We start from the raw sequence: 17,509 nt of genomic DNA, 5'->3' as shown, positions 1-17,509 counted from the left end.
GTTGTATAATATGTACTATTAGAAGTTGGAAGGATGAATAAATTATGACGAAACCGGTCGTAGCGATCGTAGGCCGTCCGAATGTCGGTAAATCGACTATTTTTAACAGAATCGTAGGTGAACGTGTATCTATCGTGGAAGATATTCCAGGTGTAACACGTGACCGTATATATAGTTCTGCGGATTGGTTAACACATGAATTTAATATTATTGACACTGGCGGAATTGATATTGGAGAAGAGCCTTTCTTAGACCAAATTCGTCACCAAGCAGAGATTGCCATGGATGAAGCGGATGTTATCATTCTTATGACAAATGGTCGTGAAGGCGTAACTTTAGCTGATGAACACGTTGCGAGAATTTTATATAAAACAAAGAAACCTGTTGTTTTAGCTGTTAATAAAATTGATAATCCAGATATGCGTGAAATGATGTATGATTTCTATTCATTAGGATTTGGTGAACCATTCCCAATCTCAGGTTCACATGGCCTTGGATTAGGGGACTTACTAGATGAAGTGGCAAAACACTTCCCAGAAGATAATGAAGAGCAATATGGTGACGATGTCATAAAATTCTCTTTAATCGGCCGTCCGAATGTCGGTAAATCTTCTTTAGTAAATGCGTTTTTAGGTGATGAACGTGTAATCGTAAGTGATATTGCTGGTACAACACGTGATGCAATTGACTCACCTTATGAATTTGATGGACAAGAATACGTAATCATAGATACAGCGGGTATGCGTAAAAAAGGGAAAGTGTACGAAACTACTGAAAAATACAGTGTACTTCGTGCGCTAAGAGCTATTGAACGCTCAGACGTTGTCTTAGTCGTTTTAAATGGCGAAGAAGGTATCCAAGAACAAGATAAGAAAATTGCTGGTTACGCTCATGAAGCGGGTAAAGCAGTCATTATCGTCGTAAATAAATGGGATGCTGTTGAAAAAGATGAAAAGACAATGAATCATACAACAAAAGTGATTCGTGAGCAATTCCAATACCTTGATTATGCGCCAATCGTATTCGTATCAGCGAAAACGAAAAAACGTGTGCATTCATTATTACCAGTTGTTAACCGAGCAAATGAAAATCACTCAATGCGTATTCAATCAAGTATTTTAAATGAAGTTATCGCAGATGCTGTTGCAAGAAACCCTGCTCCTACTGATAAAGGTCGCAGATTACGTATATACTACGTTACACAAGTTGCAATTAAGCCACCAACATTTGTTGTCTTTGTAAATGAACCAGAACTTATGCACTTCTCTTATGAACGTTTCTTAGAAAATCGTATTCGTGAAACATTCGATTTCGAAGGCACGCCTATTCGTTTGATTACACGTGCCCGAGGATAATAGTAAAATCTAGGTGGGGGGATCCAAACATGGATAAAGTAACAGTTTTAGGTGCGGGCTCATGGGGCACGTCACTAGCAATAGTATTAGCTGAAAATGGTCATGATTGCCTACTTTGGTCACATCGTGAAGAGCAAGCTAACGAAATTAATGAGCAACACACAAATGCGAAGTATTTACCAAGTGTACAACTACCGACTACATTAAAAGCAACACATATATTAGCAGATGCAGTTGCACATGCAGACGTAATTGTCATGGCTGTCCCTACAAAGGGTATTCGCGAAACTTGTCAAAAAATGATGAAGACTTTAGATCGTAAAATTTTATTTGTCCATGTTTCAAAAGGAATTGAACCTGATTCATTATTACGCATTTCTGAGATTATGAGAGAAGAAATAGATGAAGCTTTAATTGAAGACATTGTTGTTCTTTCTGGTCCAAGTCATGCTGAAGAAGTAGTGTTGCATCATCCTACTACTGTGGCGGCAGCGTGTGAAAACTTGGCATCTGCTGAGCGCGTCCAAGATCTGTTTATGAATCAGTATTTCCGTATTTATACGAATACAGATGTTATTGGAGTAGAAATGGGTGGTGCGTTGAAAAACGTTATTGCTTTAGCTGCAGGGGTAACTGATGGTTTAGGATATGGGGATAATGCTAAGGCAGCCCTTATTACAAGAGGTTTAGCAGAAATGTCACGCTTAGGTGTGAAAATGGGTGCAGAGCCTTTAACGTTCTCAGGACTTGCTGGTATGGGTGATTTAATCGTCACATGTACAAGTGTCCACTCACGTAACTGGCGTGCAGGTAATATGCTTGGTAAAGGTATGACGTTACAGGAAGTGTTAGACCAAATGGGCATGGTTGTAGAAGGTGTCCGTACGACAAAAGGGGCACATCAGCTAGCTGAGAAATACGATGTAATAATGCCAATCACATCAGCACTATATGAGGTGCTATTTGAAGAACAAAATGCTACTGAAGGTGTAGAGAAGCTAATGCAACGTATGAAAACACACGAAATGGCAGGGTTCTTTGAATAATTGTGACATTTTGTCACAAAATTGTACGATAAACGAAACCGTTATAAAAGTGTTTAAAATGCAGTGATATCAAGCTCTATTATTAATATGGACAAGAGGTGATGCTTCCTCACCTCTTGTTTTTTTGTGATATAATTTCATCTGTGAGAATGGAAACGGTTTCTAGTTAAGAAAGGTGGTTGGTCTGTTGTCAAGCTTAGTCCTACTAAATGGTACTCCTTTTTCTCCAATGGATATGATGTGGATATCTTTCTATTCTATTGGTTTTATGTTAGTAGCGATGGGGTTAATTTACTTAAGTCGTCATAAAATCAAAAATGCAATAGTGAGTTCAATTATAGCGTTGATCTCATATTTATTTTTATTCATAGGTTTCTTGACGATGATGTTTGTCGTCTTCACATGGTAATCCTAAGAAAATGAGGTAAGTATATGAAAAAAACGAGAATATTATTGTTGGTGGCTGTAATAGCTACTCTTTTATCTGGTTGTATGTATCCGCAATCAGAACGAGCTGAAAATCAAGTTCCAGATGAGGCACAACTAATAGTAGTCCAAAAGGCGATAGATTCTTTTAGAAAGACTTCAGGCGGATTGCTACCTATCCAAAATCGTGAAGAAAATGTAGACCAATATATTAAGTACCCTATTCAATTCGAAAAATTACTAAATGGTCATTTAGACAAGATTCCTGGGAATGCCTATGAAAAAGGTGGAATTTATCAATATGTTATTTGGAATGCAGAGAGTAAAAAACCGCTTGTTAAACTAGTAGACTTACGAGGTGCAGAAATAATTCGTGAATTGAACATTAAAAAAGGTGTGAATGGTTTCGTACCAATCTCTGATAAAATTATTGGTGATATTTATCAAATGGATTATGTGAAGATGGGTTACAAAAAATCACCTTCAGTCCCAAGTCCTTATTCAAGTGTAAATCTGCCTTTAGTTGTAAAAGGTAGTGGAGAAATTTGTATTGATTATTCTATTGAATTACAACGAATCTTAGATGAAGATAATCCAAAAGTAAAATCAGGCGATGACATCCGTTATTTATTATCGGATAAATACGCTATTCTACCAGCCTACTCATTACCGTATACAGTAAATGATAAGAATGAAGTCATTTTCTTAACCGATAAAAAATAACCTTCTAAAACGTTTGATGCTTTTAGCATGAAACGTTTTTTTCATGCATAGAATAGATTGCGTAGAATAGGAGGGATTCACATTTCGGAACAATTATATGAGCAAATTGTGGAGCGCACAAACGGTGATGTATATATTGGGGTAGTAGGGCCGGTACGAGTAGGGAAATCAACGTTTACAAAGCGTGTAATGGAAGTTATGGTATTGCCAAACATCACAGATGAAGCAGAACGATTACGAGCACAGGACGAGCTGCCTCAAAGCTCTCCAGGCCCTGTTATAATGACGTCTGAACCTAAATTTGTACCAGCTAAAGGAACACAAATTGCAGTAGGAGAAGGGCCCCTTACGATGCAAATTAGGCTGGCTGATTGCGTGGGTTATATTATTGACGGTGTGAAGGGATATGAGGATGAAAATGGTCCGAAATTAGTACACACGCCGTGGCATAATGAGCCAATTCCTTTCCAGGAAGCAGCTAGAATTGGGACAGATAAAGTCATCCGTGATCATTCAAATATTGGTATTGTTGTTACTACAGATGGCTCTGTAAATGGTATTCCAAGGCAAGCAGCTGAAAAAGCAGAAATTGAAATAATTGAGCAACTTCAGTCAATAGGTAAGCCATTTGTTGTGGTAATAAATAGTAAAATGCCTGCGCATAAAGATACTGTGGCACTGAAAAATGAGCTGTCGGATCGTTATCAGGTACCAGTAATTAGTACATCGGCGGATCAAATGAGTGTGCAAGAAGTAAATGAAATTTTGAAAGAAGCACTTTATGAATTTCCAATTACATCGATCGAAGTGGAACGCCCTGACTGGATGGAGGTCATTGGAGATACGAATCCAATTAACGCCTCTTTAAATGATGCCATCACTACATGGAGTGATTCCGTGACGAAAATACGAGATGTCAAACATATTGCAACAAAATTAAGTGAAGAAGATTATATTTCCAAGGCAGAAGTGACCGATGTCAATCCAGGCATGGGTAGTGCAAGAATTACTCTTCAAGTAAAAAATGATATATATCAATCTATTTGTGAACAATTTTTGGATGAACCGGTGGTTACCAAAAAAGAATGGCTGTTATTTATCAAAGAATCACAGGAAGCAAGACAGGCTCATAAACGTTTCCATGAAGCTATCGAAAAAGCTAAAAAAGACGGATATGGAGTTACTCTACCTAATACTCAAGAACTTGAGCCATCACCACCAGAAATCATTAAACAAAATAATTTCTTCGGTGTTCGCATGAAGGCTAATGCGCCGTCTTATCATATTATACGTATCGATATGGAAGCAGAGTTTGCTCCGTTAATAGGGTCTGAGTTTCATAGTCAGCAGCTATTAAAAGATTTGAAACATGGATATTATCATGATAGAGATGCACTTTGGAATACCCAATTATTTGGTACACCGCTTTATGAGGTCATGAAGGAAAGTATAGCTTATAAAACAAATGCTGTTCCAGCTCATGCGAAAACGAGAATGCGTCAAACGATTGAACGAATGGTAAATCAAGGTGATCGTGGTATGGTAACTTTTATTTTATAATTACCAAATAACCTATAAAACAAGAAAAAAAAGCCTTTTTGTGACCGTGCAAAAAGGTTTTTTTGCGTTTTACATGGATTATATTTGCTTAAACTAGGTAAAAGGAGTATAAATATTGTTGCATAGGGTTTTCGGTTGTGATAATCTTTTTACATGATTGAGTCAATGCCCCTTGAGAGGAGGTGGATGGTGTGAATAAAACAGAATTAGTTAACTCTGTTGCTGAAGCTGCAGGTCTTTCTAAAAAAGACGCTTCTAAAGCAGTTGAAGCAGTATTTGATACAATTCAAGAAGCTCTTACAACGGGTGATAAAGTACAATTAATTGGTTTTGGTAACTTTGAAGTACGTGAACGTGCGGCTCGTAAAGGTCGTAACCCACAATCAGGTGAAGAAATCGAAATCGCTGCTAGCAAAGTGCCTGCTTTCAAACCAGGTAAAGCGCTTAAAGATGCTGTCAAATAATAGTATCTAGGGTACATAGAACAGCTTTCTTCGGAAGGCTGTTCTTTTTGTTTGTTCTTATCTAGCTTGTTTTTTAGATGAATTAGCGCACTAGAAATGAACAAGAAATTTGTAAATCTTGTTCATTTCTAGTGTGAGGAGTAGGCAAATACAATAATGCATGTTTTTATTTAGCAGTTAAGATACTATTTGTTTTAGAATTATTCACTTTTTTAGTTTCGTATGTTATATAGTTATATAGCTTTTAATTGTGAATCGGAAATTAATAAGTTTTTGAATTTAGTAGGTACTTAAAAAGTACAGAGATTTTTTCTACAAAACCTGCCATATAGAATGGATGGGTTAGGAGTTATAGCACAAAGTGAATACATATAAAATGGCCTATTGAGTTGAGTAAATCCAAAAATATAAAACCAATATAGTTTTGAGAAAAAGGCAATGGATAAATCACCAAAAATACCCGCTCTAATATTAGGCAAGGCATTTTGCATTTTGCTTTGATTGTGCTAACATCACAAGGTAACTAGTAATGCAGATATAATGGGGGATTAATGTTGACTACTACGGATTTAAATAAAATAGAACAAGCGATTAAAATGATTCTTGAAGCAGTTGGAGAAGATCCGAATCGTGAAGGACTATTAGATACACCAAAACGTGTTGCAAAAATGTATCAAGAAATGTTCTCAGGATTGCATGAAGATCCAAAAAAATATTTTGAAACAGTTTTCCATGAAGGTCATGATGAGGTAGTCCTTGTGAAGGATATCCCATTCTTCTCAATGTGTGAACATCATTTAGTACCGTTTTATGGTAAAGCGCATATTGCATACATACCAAAAGATGGCGTTGTAGCAGGTTTAAGTAAATTAGCAAGAACTGTCGAAACAGTATCGCATCGTCCGCAGTTACAAGAACGAATCACTGCAACAATTGCTGATACGTTGATGGAAATGCTTAACCCACAAGGTGTTTATGTAGTTGTTGAAGCAGAGCATATGTGCATGACAATGCGAGGAATTAAAAAGCCTGGAGCAAAGACTATCACATCTGTATCAAAGGGAATCTTTGAAGAAGACGACGTAAAACGATCAGAAATACTATCATTCATTCAAATGTCTTAAAATAGCCCTTTATTTGTGATATGATGAACAAAGGAAATAATGTAGCAAGGAGAATGTTGATATGTCTCAGAGTGACTATATAGTAATCCGTGCAGAAGAAGATGGCGTTCACGTAATCGGTTTAACTCGCGGTACAGATACAAAGTTTCATCACTCCGAAAAGTTAGATAGCGGAGAAATTATGATTGCACAATTTACAGAGCATACATCAGCTATGAAAATTCGCGGTAAAGCAGAAATTCATACAGCTTATGGCGTTGTAAATAGTGAAGCAAAAAAATAATCATAAACTTAAATTTTAAAAACTAATATGGCACGAAAATTATATAAATGTTCGTAAAGTATATGACAACAGGAAATGAACTGAAATGGAGAAAAGTTTATGAATGCAACTATCATTGATAACAAAATACAAGAATTACAAAACAATATTTTAATGCAATTGCATCATAGAACGCTCCTCAAATATACAGGTCAGCCTATCGTTGAAAATGAGACATTGTTTTATCTATTGTTGCCATTCTTGAATGGTGAAATATGGACAAATGAGCAAGATGAAGTATCTACAACAATTGGTATTATTTACACTGCACTTCATGCTCATGACCAAATAGATGAAGTAGACGCTACATCAAAGGACCAACAATTAACAGTTTTAGCAGGAGACTTTTATAGTGGTATGTATTATCAACTATTGTCTAAGATACCTAATATCACTTTAATTCGCTCCTTATCGGATGGTATCATTGATATTAGTGAAAAGAAAACGGCTATCTATGAACCAATTAGTCGACCTATAGCTGAATGGTTGCATGTATTAACTGTCATCGAATCAAAGTCTATTGAACAATTTATGAAACATTATCATTTAGACCAATATATACCACTGGTGCAGCAAGGCTTATTATTAAATAGACTGGCTTATGAATTGCGAAGCTTACAAGAAACACATATGAAGAGTCGCATTGTAGCAGCCATTGAGAAAAGTGAGCAATTTACTTCTACGAAGAGATCAGCAGAGAGAATTTTAGAAGAATTAGTATCAGAGCTTTCATCTACATTTACTAGAAGTATTTCAACTTCTCCATTTCTTCAAGATGAAGTGAAAACGCTCATTGTAAATCGCATGCCACTAATTGCATGTGAACATCAAACAACGAGAGAAGGTTGAAAACAATGTCGCAATCTAAAGAAGAACGCGTACATGAAGTGTTTGAGAATATCTCTGATAGCTACGACAAAATGAACTCTGTCATTAGCTTTCAATTACACAAAAAATGGCGCAAAGATACGATGAATCGTATGCAAGTTAAGCCAGGCTCTAAAGCTTTAGATGTATGCTGTGGTACGGCAGACTGGACAATTAATATGGCAGAAGCTGTTGGTGAGACTGGACAAGTAACTGGTCTAGATTTTAGTCAAAACATGCTAAATGTTGGTATTGAGAAAACAAAATCTTATCCACAAGTAAATCTTATTCAAGGGAATGCCATGGAATTACCTTTCCCAGATAATTCATTTGATTATGTAACAATTGGTTTTGGGCTTCGCAATGTACCAGATTATATGCAAGTGTTGAGTGAAATAAACCGTGTGTTAAAGCCAGGTGGCATGGCAGTTTGTTTAGAAACGTCACAATCAGAAATTCCTGGATATCGTCAATTATTTAGATTATATTTCAAATATATTATGCCGATTTTTGGTAAACTATTTGCTAAAAGTTATAAAGAGTATTCATGGTTACAAGAATCTGCAGGTGAATTCCCAGGTATGAAGCAATTGAAGAAAATGTTCGAGCAAGTAGGATTCCAAAATGTAAAATATAAAGCATATAGTGGTGGAGCTGCTGCTATGCATATGGGCTTCAAAAAAGAAAACTAGGTGGGAGAAGGTTTATTCACGTGGAAAAGATGAAGTTAAAACTACTCTATTCTGATTTGAAATCAGATATAGAAATCATCGAAAAAGAATTAGAAACAGCGTTGAATTCGTCTTCTCACTTCTTGAATGATGCTTCTCTTCACTTGTTAAAAGCTGGAGGGAAAAGAATTCGCCCCGTTTTCGTTTTACTAGCGGCTAAATTTGGTCAGTATGATATTGATCTGATAAAAAAAGTAGCAGTATCATTGGAATTGATTCATATGGCTTCACTCGTTCATGATGATGTTATTGATGATTCGGAAATGAGAAGAGGAAGACCTACAGTTAAATCTCAATGGAATAACAGAGTGGCAATGTACACGGGCGACTTTATTTTTGCACGAGCATTGCAATATATTACTGATATCGATAATCCGAAAGCGCATCAAATCTTGTCAGAAACAATGGTAGAGATTTGTATTGGAGAGGTTATCCAAATAGAAGATAAAATGCAACTCGATCAAAATATGCGAGACTATTTTAGAAGGATTAAACGCAAAACCGCATTACTTATAGCATCTAGTTGCCATTTAGGTGCTGTTGTTGCGGGTGCAGACGAGCGCGTTGCAACCCAATTAAAGAGATTCGGTTATTTTGTCGGGATGTCTTTCCAAATAATCGACGATATTCTTGATTTGACATCAACAGACAAACAACTTGGTAAACCAGCTGGAAGTGATTTACTACAAGGTAATATTACTTTGCCTGTTTTGTTAGTGAAAGATGATCCCGCTATTCGACCTCTCATTGAAAAAGCGTTAGCTGGAACAATGACCGAAGATGAAAGACAAGAGTTTCTTGGGAAGATTCGTGCATCAGAAGCAATTAAGAAGGCGAAGAAGATAAGCGACACATATTTGCAAAAAGCATTACGTGAAGTTGAAGCTCTTCCGCAAAATTCAATCAAAAAATCTTTGCGTGATATCGCTTTATATATGGGTAAACGCAAATTTTAATACTATATGTTGAACTATCTGTCGTACAATGATAATATTTTACGGTGGGTATAAAACCTGTAAACATTTCTTAAGGAGTTGTATTTTAACAATGGCTATTCAAACAACATTTCTAATGGTTAAACCTGATGGCGTTAAACGTCAATTAGTAGGTGATATCGTAGATCGTTTCGAACGTAAAGGTTTCGAACTTAAAGGCGCTAAATTAATGCAAGTTACTGAAGAGCTTGCAAAAAAACACTACGCAGAACATGCTGAACGTCCATTCTTCGGTGAATTAGTAGAATTCATCACTTCTGGTCCTGTATTCGCAATGGTATGGGAAGGCGAAAACGTAATCTCTGTAGCACGTTTAATGATGGGCGCTACAAACCCTTCTGAATCAGCACCAGGAACAATCCGTGGGGATTACTCTACAACTCTTTCTCACAACGTAATTCACGGTTCAGATTCTTTAGCTGCAGCTGAACGTGAAATCGGTTTATTCTTCAACGAAAACGAATTAGTATAATTCATATTTTCAAAGCTGTTCGCAATTTTGCGTGCGGCTTTTTTTGTTTTCTCTGGCATTTTATTAATATAAATATTCAAATAGATTTGTTTAAATTGTCAAACAAGTCTGCATTTATACTATTTAAGTAATGGCATATATCCGATATAATAGAATTAAGTTGAAAGAGAGGGAAGATACGCTAATGACGGATTACGAACAATTTGTAGAAAAAATAAAAAGAAAAACAAGTATTGACCTATCTTTATACAAAGAGGCTCAAATGAAAAGACGTTTAACATCTTTGTATGAAAAAAAAGGGTATAAAAACTTCATCGATTTTTTTAATGCATTAGATAAAGATCGTGCACTGCTAGACGAATTTTTGGATCGAATGACAATTAATGTTTCCGAATTTTATCGTAACGGTAAAAGGTGGGAAGTTCTTCAAAACAAAATATTCCCTCGTTTATTACAGCAAAATAAGAAATTGAAAATTTGGAGTGCCGCTTGTTCTACAGGTGAAGAACCATATTCTTTAGCGATGACGTTATCAAATCATGTGCCATTATCCCAAATCTCAATTACTGCAACAGATTTAGACGAAAATGCCATTGCAAAAGCAAAAGCAGGTGTTTATCCTGAACGCTCTTTAGCAGAAGTACCAAAAGATATAAAAGAGCGATATTTTGAAAATGAAGGTTCTTTTTTTAAGGTGAAAAACGAAATAAAAAAGACAGTCACATTTAAAAAACATAACCTATTAAAGGATACATATGATCAAAATTATGATTTAATCGTTTGCCGTAATGTGATGATATATTTCACTGAAGAAGCAAAGGATCAAATTTACGATAACTTTAGTAAGTCACTTCGTTCAGGTGGCGTATTATTTGTAGGTTCAACAGAACAAATTTTTAATCCTTCTAGATATCAATTAGATATTGAGGATACGTTCTTTTATAGAAAGCTGTAATTGTTTATATATATAGGTTAATGAAAGGACGCTTTTCGCAATGAACGCGAAAGGCGATTTTTTCTAAAATAAATAGAAAAACTAAATTAATAGGAGTTTGCAAAAGTTCAGTTTATTCACTGTTTTTTTGATTAAAATATGTTATAGTGAAAAACATATACTTTAGCGAGTTGAAGGGAGAAAGTGTTATGCGATATTTAACAGCAGGAGAGTCACACGGACCACAATTAACAACAATCATTGAAGGGTTACCATCTCTATTGCCAATTACGGCAGAGTTAATAAATAAAGAATTAAAAAGACGTCAAGGTGGGCACGGTAGAGGTCGCCGTATGCAAATTGAAACGGATACAGTTGAAATCTTATCAGGCGTTCGTCATGGTAGTACATTAGGCTCTCCAGTAGCATTGGTTGTTACAAATGATGACTGGAAACACTGGACGAAAATCATGGGTGCAGAGCCATTAGCTGAGGATGTTAATCCTGAAGAGATTAAACGTCAAATTTCTCGTCCTCGCCCTGGGCATGCTGATTTAGTAGGCGGTATGAAATATGGCCATCGTGATTTACGAAATGTTTTAGAGCGTTCTTCAGCTCGCGAAACAACTGTTCGAGTAGCGGTTGGTGCTGTAGCAAAAGCCCTTTTAGCAGAGTTAGGAATTTCAATTGTTTCGCATGTTACTGAAATTGGTGGAGTTATTGCAAATCCTGAATCTACTGCCGGCAAATCAGTCGCTGAAATACGCGCAATAATCGAAGAAGACGCATGCTATTGTGCAGATACAGAAGCATCTCAAAAAATGGTTGAAGCAATTGATGAGGCTAAAAAAGCGGGTGATTCAATTGGTGGAGTTGTAGAAGTAATCGTAGAAGGTTTGCCAGCTGGTATCGGATCATACGTACATTATGATCGTAAGTTAGATGCAAAACTAGCAGCTGCTATGTTAAGCATCAATGCATTTAAAGGGGTAGAGTTCGGTCTAGGCTTTGAAATGGCTCATCGCAAAGGTAGCGAGGTGCATGATGAAATTATTTGGTCTGAGGAAGACGGTTATACTAGAAGTTCCAATCGTCTAGGTGGATTAGAGGGTGGTATGACAACAGGTATGCCAATTGTGGTACGTGGAGTTATGAAGCCAATCCCTACTTTATATAAACCGTTACAAAGTGTTGACATTGAAACGAAAGAACCATTTAAAGCAAGTGTTGAGCGCTCTGATAGTTGTGCAGTCCCTGCTGCTTCTGTTGTAGCAGAGCATGTTATTGCCTGGGAAATAGCAAATGCAGTAATGGAGCATTTCCATAGTGATCAATTACCACAGCTAAAGGAACAGCTTGCAGCGCATAAACAATATACGAAGGAGTTTTAACAATGAATATTCCAGTTAAAGCGAAATCCCATGCGTATGAAGTACAAATAAGTGCAAATAGATTAACTGAAGCAGTTAAATCATTCGATCAACAACTCTCTAAGGCGGATAAAATTATCGTCTTTACAGATGCAAATGTATGGGGATTACATAGCGAACGTTTTACAGCGGAATTTCCATACCCATTTAAAGTGAATATTTTAGCAGCGGGAGAAGATTGTAAAACATTTGAAAGCTTCTTTGCAGCACAATCATTTTTATTGGAACAAAAATGCACTCGAAAAACATTTATTTTCGCATTTGGTGGGGGAGCAGTCGGTGACTTAACGGGTTTTGTTGCCTCCACATTTATGCGTGGTATTCCATTTATTCAAATTCCTACGACGATATTAGCGCACGATAGTGCAGTTGGTGGGAAAACAGCCATTAATCATCCGCTAGGAAAGAATATGATTGGGGCCTTTTATCAGCCACAGGGAGTGTTATATGATATTTCATATTTAACAACCTTACCAGAAAAAGAAGTACGTTCTGGGATGGCAGAAGTGATTAAGCATGCACTTATTTCAGATGAAAAGTGGTTAGCAGAGTTAATGGCTACAAACTCTATTTTGGATTTCAGTCAAGCTGATCTTGCTATGCACCTTGAGCAAGGTATTCGCGTTAAAGCTAATATTGTTGCAGAAGATGAGGAAGAACATTCTGTTCGAAAGTTTTTAAACTTTGGACATACATATGGTCATGCTATTGAGGCTGCCTCAGGTTTTGGTAAATTAGCACATGGTGAAGCAGTTATGATTGGGATGGTCTATGCACTCATTTTAAGTGAGCGATACGGTACAATACCTGCAACGGTTACTCGTTCTTTCATCGAATTTGCAGTACGTAATGGCTACTCATTTGATGCAGTTAATCAGTTTACTTTTGAACAACTACTAGACTATTTAATGAAAGATAAAAAAGCAGAATACGGCATCTTACAATTTGTTTTATTAAAGAAAATTGGTGAGCCGTTTGTTCAACAAATATCTATAGAAGAATGCGGGGAAATTGATGGACTTCTTCGTGTGTTAATAAAGGAGGTGCTCGCGTGATTCGTGGAGTACGTGGGGCCATAACGGTGCAGTCCGATCAGGCGGCAATCGTTTTAGCAGAGACAGAGAAATTAATAGTAGAAATCGTGAAAGCAAATAATATTGTTGCAGAGGATGTTGCATCTGTTGTCATTTCTACGACGCCTGATATTGTTTCAGCTTTCCCAGCGAAAGCAGTGCGTACTATGGAAGGGTGGAGTTATGTTCCGGTAATGTGTATGCATGAGATGAATGTTCCTGATGCATTGCCATTATGTATTCGAGTCCTAATGCACGTGAATACGGAAATAAGTCAGCAAGCGATTCGTCACATTTATTTAAATGACGCTGTGAAATTAAGACCCGATTTAGCAAAGTAATCAACCACTGAGGAAGAGGCGAACGTTCGATGAAATGGAAAGAACAAATTACAGGTATGAAAGCATATCAACCTGGAAAATCAATTGATGCAGTGAAAAAAGAATTTGGCTTAGATGAAATTGTTAAATTAGCGTCAAATGAAAACCCATTTGGTAGCTCACCCAAAGTACATGAATTTTTAGCAAATGAATCATTTAACTTCGCGTTGTATCCTGATGGTTATGCAACGAACTTACGTGCAGCAGTAGCTACTAAACTAGGCGTAGAAGAAAATGAATTAATTTTTGGTAACGGTTCTGACGAATTAATCAGTATTATTACACGTGCATTATTATATCCAGGTGTTAATACTGTCATGGCAAAACCAACATTTTCACAATACAGCCATAACGCAAAAATCGAAGGTGCTGAAATTCGTGAAGTACCTTTAGTAGATGGTAATCATGATTTAGATGCAATGCTTGATGCAATTGATGACAATACGGCTGTTGTGTGGGTTTGTAGCCCGAATAATCCAACAGGTGTAGTGATAGAAGATGCCCCATTACAAGCATTTCTGAAACAAGTTCCGTCGGATGTCTTGGTTGTGTTAGATGAAGCGTATTTTGAGTATGTTTCAAACGATAGACATAAAGATACAATCCCGTATATTCAAGACAATCCAAATGTCATCATTTTAAGAACGTTCTCTAAAGCATATGGTCTTGCTGCTTTCCGTGTGGGATATGGTATTGCTAATAAAGAGCTAATAGCAAAATTGGATCCAGTTCGTGGACCTTTTAATAATACAGTTTTAAGCCAAGCAATCGCACAAGTTGCATTAGAAGATGATGCTTATATCGAAAAATGTCGTGAGGAAAACAATAAAGGTAAAAAACAATTCGAAGAATTTTGTGAAAAAAATAATCTACACTACTTTACAACTGATACAAATTTCATATTAATGGAAGTGAAAGTTGATAGCGATGTTGTTTTCCAAGAATTAATGAAACGTGGTTTTATTATACGTAGTGGTAATGCACTAGGTACACCAGGCTATATTCGTGTGACAATCGGTACACAAGCCCAAAATGAGACATTCTTAATACAATTAGAAGAAGTATTACAGGAGCAAGGAGTTTTTTCATGAAACAAACTGTTCTTGTTGTAGGGCTGGGCCTAATAGGCGGATCGATTGCATTAGCTCTCCAAAAGTCACCGAATGTTCGAGTAATTGGTTTTGATGCCAATTCAGATACGTTACAAAGTGCAAAAGTACTTGGAGTTGTCCAAGATGTAACGAAAAATCCTGAGGAAACAGCAAAAAAAGTAGATGTTATTATTTTTGCAACGCCTGTAAATGCAACGTTAGAATGGATGGAGTCTCTTAAATATTGGGAACTTCCAACTGCTACAATTGTGACAGATACAGGAAGTACAAAGTCTTTGATTATGGAAAAAGCATATGAGCTTCGCGAAAATGGCATTACTTTTATCGGTGGCCATCCTATGGCAGGTTCCCATAAAAGTGGTGTATTAGCAGCTAAGCCCTATCTTTTTGAAAATGCGTACTATATGCTCACACCTTTAGAAGGTGAAGACGAAGAAAAGATTAATATTCTGCAGAATTTACTGCAGTATACAAGTGCTAAATTAATGCGTGTTTCAGCTTCTGAACATGATCATATGACATCCGTAGTAAGTCATTTTCCACACATCGTGGCAGCCTCTTTAGTGCATCAATTACATGCTGAGGGAGCTGATAACCCTATAACAAAAATGTTAGCAGCAGGGGGCTTTCGAGATTTGACACGAATTGCGTCTTCTAATCCTATACTATGGCGCGATATAACGATGCAAAATCGCGAGCAAATTGCAGGACAATTGGCTGATTGGCAAGCTGAAATGAAACGTGTAGAGGACCTTCTGATTACAGGAGAAGCAACTCAGATTGAGGATTATTTTGCAAAAGCTAAATCGGTGCGTGATGAGTTACCGATAAGTTCACAAGGTGCAATGTACATGACATATGATTTATATGTAGATGTACCTGATTATCCAGGTAGTATTGCTGAAATTACAGCTTATCTAGCTGAAGAACAAATAAGTATTACGAATATTCGTATCGTGGAAACGCGAGAAGATGTCTTCGGTATTTTAGTTGTTAGTTTCCAAAATGCAGATGATCGTGAACGTGCTGCCACTTGTATACAAAAGCGCAGTCCATACGAAATTTATATTTCATAAAGGGTAGGTGAATAGAATGGTGAAGAGTAAATCTTTAGATTACAATAAGCCAACATTACGTGGGAAAATAACGGTTCCCGGTGATAAGTCAGTATCTCATCGTTCTATTATGTTCGGCGGAATTGCAAAAGGACGCACGACAGTAAGTGGTTTTTTACTTGGTGATGATTGTTTAAATACAATTGCTTGTTTCCGCAAATTAGGTGTACAGATTGAACTGGATGGTACAAATGTCGTTATAGAGAGTAATGGCATGGCAATTTGGCAGGAACCAACTGAGGTTTTATATACCGGTAATTCTGGTACAACAACACGCTTAATGCTTGGTTTGCTAGCGGGTTCTAATGTCCATACAGTTTTAAACGGCGATGAGTCCATTGCTAAGCGTCCTATGAAACGCGTTATAAACCCATTACGAGAAATGGGAGCTAAAATAACAGGGCGAATGGATGGGCAATTTACCCCTCTTGCCATTCAAGGTACGAAATTAAAGGCTATTGACTATACAATGCCAGTTGCAAGTGCACAAGTGAAGTCGGCAATTTTATTAGCAGGTATTAATGCAGAAGGAACGACTGTTATACGCGAGAAGGAAGTTTCACGTGACCATACAGAACGGATGCTTCGTCAATTTGGGGCAGAAATTACTATTGAAGATGGCATTGTATCACTACAAGGTGGTCAACAACTGACAGCTACTCATGTAGCGGTTCCCGGAGATATTTCTTCTGCAGCTTTTTTCCTTGTTGCGGGAGCAGTTGCTAAAAATAGTGAAATAACGTTAGAAAATGTTGGGTTGAATCCTACACGAACAGGTATTATTGATGTCTTGCAGGAAATGAATGCAAAAATGTCGATTGAAATTGATGATGAATCAGCTGCTGAACCAACTGGAACAATTACTGTTTCGACATCGGAATTACAAGGAACGACAATTGGTGGCGACGTTATTCCTCGACTTATCGATGAAATCCCAATTCTTGCATTATTAGCAACACAGGCAAATGGACAAACCGTTATTAAAGATGCGGAAGAGCTGAAGGTAAAAGAAACAGACCGTATTACAGCGGTTGTGGATGAATTGAAAAAGCTTGGCGCAGATATAGTAGCGACAGACGATGGCATGATTATTAATGGGCCAACTCCATTAACTGGTAGTACTATTAGAACATATGGAGATCACCGTATTGGCATGATGGGAGCAATTGCTGCACTTATTACTAAAGGCGCAATTGAGTTAGATGATGCAGATTGTATTGCAGTCTCTTACCCAACATTCTTTGAAGATGTACAAGCTGTAAGTAATTGAATAGACTAAAGGCGAAAACTCTCCGTAAAATAGGAGGGTTTTTCCTTGTACATAAAGAATTTGTCATGTAGCATAATGATTGAAATTAATGAGAATAGGTGAAGCATTTG

19 protein-coding genes are annotated in these 17,509 nt (G+C 37.0%); all 19 read left to right on the top strand.

The window, feature by feature from the left end:
* Positions 1-44: 44 nt before the first annotated feature.
* The 19 genes from der (at position 45) to aroA (ending at position 17,399) form a co-directional block, all read left to right on the top strand.
* Positions 45-1,355 (top strand): ribosome biogenesis GTPase Der, encoded by a 1,311-nt coding sequence (gene der / locus MHH85_RS13970; protein WP_340707525.1) that lies wholly within the window; start codon positions 45-47, stop codon positions 1,353-1,355.
* Between the two features lie 29 nt (positions 1,356-1,384).
* Positions 1,385-2,401: an NAD(P)H-dependent glycerol-3-phosphate dehydrogenase gene (locus MHH85_RS13965; RefSeq protein WP_053417256.1), complete on the top strand. Its 1,017-nt coding sequence runs from the start codon at positions 1,385-1,387 to the stop codon at positions 2,399-2,401.
* A 187-nt stretch (positions 2,402-2,588) separates the two neighbouring features.
* A complete protein-coding gene (locus MHH85_RS13960; RefSeq protein ID WP_227752011.1) occupies positions 2,589-2,810 on the top strand; it encodes a DUF2768 domain-containing protein in 222 nt (73 codons plus the stop codon).
* A 23-nt stretch (positions 2,811-2,833) separates the two neighbouring features.
* The gene (locus tag MHH85_RS13955) at positions 2,834-3,550 is read left to right on the top strand and encodes a hypothetical protein (RefSeq protein ID WP_340707524.1); all 717 of its coding nucleotides are present in this window, start codon (positions 2,834-2,836) and stop codon (positions 3,548-3,550) included.
* A 57-nt stretch (positions 3,551-3,607) separates the two neighbouring features.
* Positions 3,608-5,110: a stage IV sporulation protein A gene (gene spoIVA, locus MHH85_RS13950; RefSeq protein ID WP_340707523.1), complete on the top strand. Its 1,503-nt coding sequence runs from the start codon at positions 3,608-3,610 to the stop codon at positions 5,108-5,110.
* Between the two features lie 191 nt (positions 5,111-5,301).
* Positions 5,302-5,574, top strand: a complete 273-nt coding sequence (locus tag MHH85_RS13945; protein WP_038190738.1) for an HU family DNA-binding protein — start codon at positions 5,302-5,304, stop codon at positions 5,572-5,574.
* A gap of 554 nt (positions 5,575-6,128) precedes the next feature.
* Positions 6,129-6,698, top strand: coding sequence for a GTP cyclohydrolase I FolE (gene folE, locus MHH85_RS13940; protein WP_193738916.1), 570 nt, complete (start codon positions 6,129-6,131; stop codon positions 6,696-6,698).
* Between the two features lie 61 nt (positions 6,699-6,759).
* Positions 6,760-6,981 carry a trp RNA-binding attenuation protein MtrB gene (gene mtrB, locus MHH85_RS13935; RefSeq protein ID WP_053417253.1) on the top strand — a complete coding sequence of 74 codons (222 nt, stop codon included), beginning with the start codon at positions 6,760-6,762 and terminating at the stop codon, positions 6,979-6,981.
* A gap of 99 nt (positions 6,982-7,080) precedes the next feature.
* Positions 7,081-7,869: a heptaprenyl diphosphate synthase component 1 gene (locus MHH85_RS13930; RefSeq protein ID WP_340707522.1), complete on the top strand. Its 789-nt coding sequence runs from the start codon at positions 7,081-7,083 to the stop codon at positions 7,867-7,869.
* 5 nt (positions 7,870-7,874) lie between these two features.
* Positions 7,875-8,579, top strand: a complete 705-nt coding sequence (locus MHH85_RS13925) for a demethylmenaquinone methyltransferase (protein ID WP_340707521.1) — start codon at positions 7,875-7,877, stop codon at positions 8,577-8,579.
* A gap of 20 nt (positions 8,580-8,599) precedes the next feature.
* The gene (hepT, locus tag MHH85_RS13920) at positions 8,600-9,574 is read left to right on the top strand and encodes a heptaprenyl diphosphate synthase component II (protein ID WP_340707520.1); all 975 of its coding nucleotides are present in this window, start codon (positions 8,600-8,602) and stop codon (positions 9,572-9,574) included.
* A 91-nt stretch (positions 9,575-9,665) separates the two neighbouring features.
* Positions 9,666-10,085, top strand: coding sequence for a nucleoside-diphosphate kinase (ndk, locus tag MHH85_RS13915; protein ID WP_340707519.1), 420 nt, complete (start codon positions 9,666-9,668; stop codon positions 10,083-10,085).
* Positions 10,086-10,269: 184 nt separating this feature from the next.
* Complete coding sequence (locus tag MHH85_RS13910) at positions 10,270-11,040, top strand: CheR family methyltransferase (protein WP_193738920.1); 771 nt, start codon at positions 10,270-10,272, stop codon at positions 11,038-11,040.
* Between the two features lie 188 nt (positions 11,041-11,228).
* On the top strand, positions 11,229-12,410 hold the full coding sequence (aroC, locus tag MHH85_RS13905; protein WP_340707518.1) for a chorismate synthase: 1,182 nt from the start codon (positions 11,229-11,231) through the stop codon (positions 12,408-12,410).
* Positions 12,411-12,412: 2 nt separating this feature from the next.
* Entirely contained in the window at positions 12,413-13,504 is a 1,092-nt protein-coding gene (aroB, locus tag MHH85_RS13900) for a 3-dehydroquinate synthase (RefSeq protein ID WP_340707517.1), read from the top strand.
* Complete coding sequence (gene aroH, locus MHH85_RS13895) at positions 13,501-13,863, top strand: chorismate mutase (RefSeq protein ID WP_340707516.1); 363 nt, start codon at positions 13,501-13,503, stop codon at positions 13,861-13,863. The genes aroB and aroH overlap by 4 nt, the downstream gene beginning before the upstream one ends.
* Positions 13,864-13,892: 29 nt before the next feature.
* Positions 13,893-14,993, top strand: a complete 1,101-nt coding sequence (hisC, locus tag MHH85_RS13890; RefSeq protein WP_193738923.1) for a histidinol-phosphate transaminase — start codon at positions 13,893-13,895, stop codon at positions 14,991-14,993.
* Entirely contained in the window at positions 14,990-16,090 is a 1,101-nt protein-coding gene (locus tag MHH85_RS13885; RefSeq protein WP_340707515.1) for a prephenate dehydrogenase, read from the top strand. The genes hisC and MHH85_RS13885 overlap by 4 nt, the downstream gene beginning before the upstream one ends.
* A 16-nt stretch (positions 16,091-16,106) precedes the next feature.
* Positions 16,107-17,399, top strand: coding sequence for a 3-phosphoshikimate 1-carboxyvinyltransferase (gene aroA, locus MHH85_RS13880; protein WP_403981107.1), 1,293 nt, complete (start codon positions 16,107-16,109; stop codon positions 17,397-17,399).
* Positions 17,400-17,509: the final 110 nt, after the last annotated feature.

The sequence above is a fragment of the Viridibacillus sp. FSL E2-0187 genome (assembly GCF_038006425.1).
GTDB lineage: Bacteria > Bacillota > Bacilli > Bacillales_A > Planococcaceae > Viridibacillus > Viridibacillus arvi.
This window is presented reverse-complemented; position numbering and strand designations above follow the sequence as displayed.

What these genes read in the sequence shown, in the direction of transcription:
- der (WP_340707525.1), top strand. Translation starts at nt 45, where the DNA reads ATGACGAAACCGGTCGTAGCGATCGTAGGCCGTCCGAATGTCGGTAAA.
- MHH85_RS13965 (WP_053417256.1), top strand. Translation starts at nt 1,385, where the DNA reads ATGGATAAAGTAACAGTTTTAGGTGCGGGCTCATGGGGCACGTCACTA.
- MHH85_RS13955 (WP_340707524.1), top strand. Translation starts at nt 2,834, where the DNA reads ATGAAAAAAACGAGAATATTATTGTTGGTGGCTGTAATAGCTACTCTT.
- mtrB (WP_053417253.1), top strand. Translation starts at nt 6,760, where the DNA reads ATGTCTCAGAGTGACTATATAGTAATCCGTGCAGAAGAAGATGGCGTT.
- MHH85_RS13930 (WP_340707522.1), top strand. Translation starts at nt 7,081, where the DNA reads ATGAATGCAACTATCATTGATAACAAAATACAAGAATTACAAAACAAT.
- MHH85_RS13925 (WP_340707521.1), top strand. Translation starts at nt 7,875, where the DNA reads ATGTCGCAATCTAAAGAAGAACGCGTACATGAAGTGTTTGAGAATATC.
- ndk (WP_340707519.1), top strand. Translation starts at nt 9,666, where the DNA reads ATGGCTATTCAAACAACATTTCTAATGGTTAAACCTGATGGCGTTAAA.
- MHH85_RS13910 (WP_193738920.1), top strand. Translation starts at nt 10,270, where the DNA reads ATGACGGATTACGAACAATTTGTAGAAAAAATAAAAAGAAAAACAAGT.
- aroC (WP_340707518.1), top strand. Translation starts at nt 11,229, where the DNA reads ATGCGATATTTAACAGCAGGAGAGTCACACGGACCACAATTAACAACA.
- aroB (WP_340707517.1), top strand. Translation starts at nt 12,413, where the DNA reads ATGAATATTCCAGTTAAAGCGAAATCCCATGCGTATGAAGTACAAATA.
- hisC (WP_193738923.1), top strand. Translation starts at nt 13,893, where the DNA reads ATGAAATGGAAAGAACAAATTACAGGTATGAAAGCATATCAACCTGGA.
- MHH85_RS13885 (WP_340707515.1), top strand. Translation starts at nt 14,990, where the DNA reads ATGAAACAAACTGTTCTTGTTGTAGGGCTGGGCCTAATAGGCGGATCG.
- aroA (WP_403981107.1), top strand. Translation starts at nt 16,107, where the DNA reads ATGGTGAAGAGTAAATCTTTAGATTACAATAAGCCAACATTACGTGGG.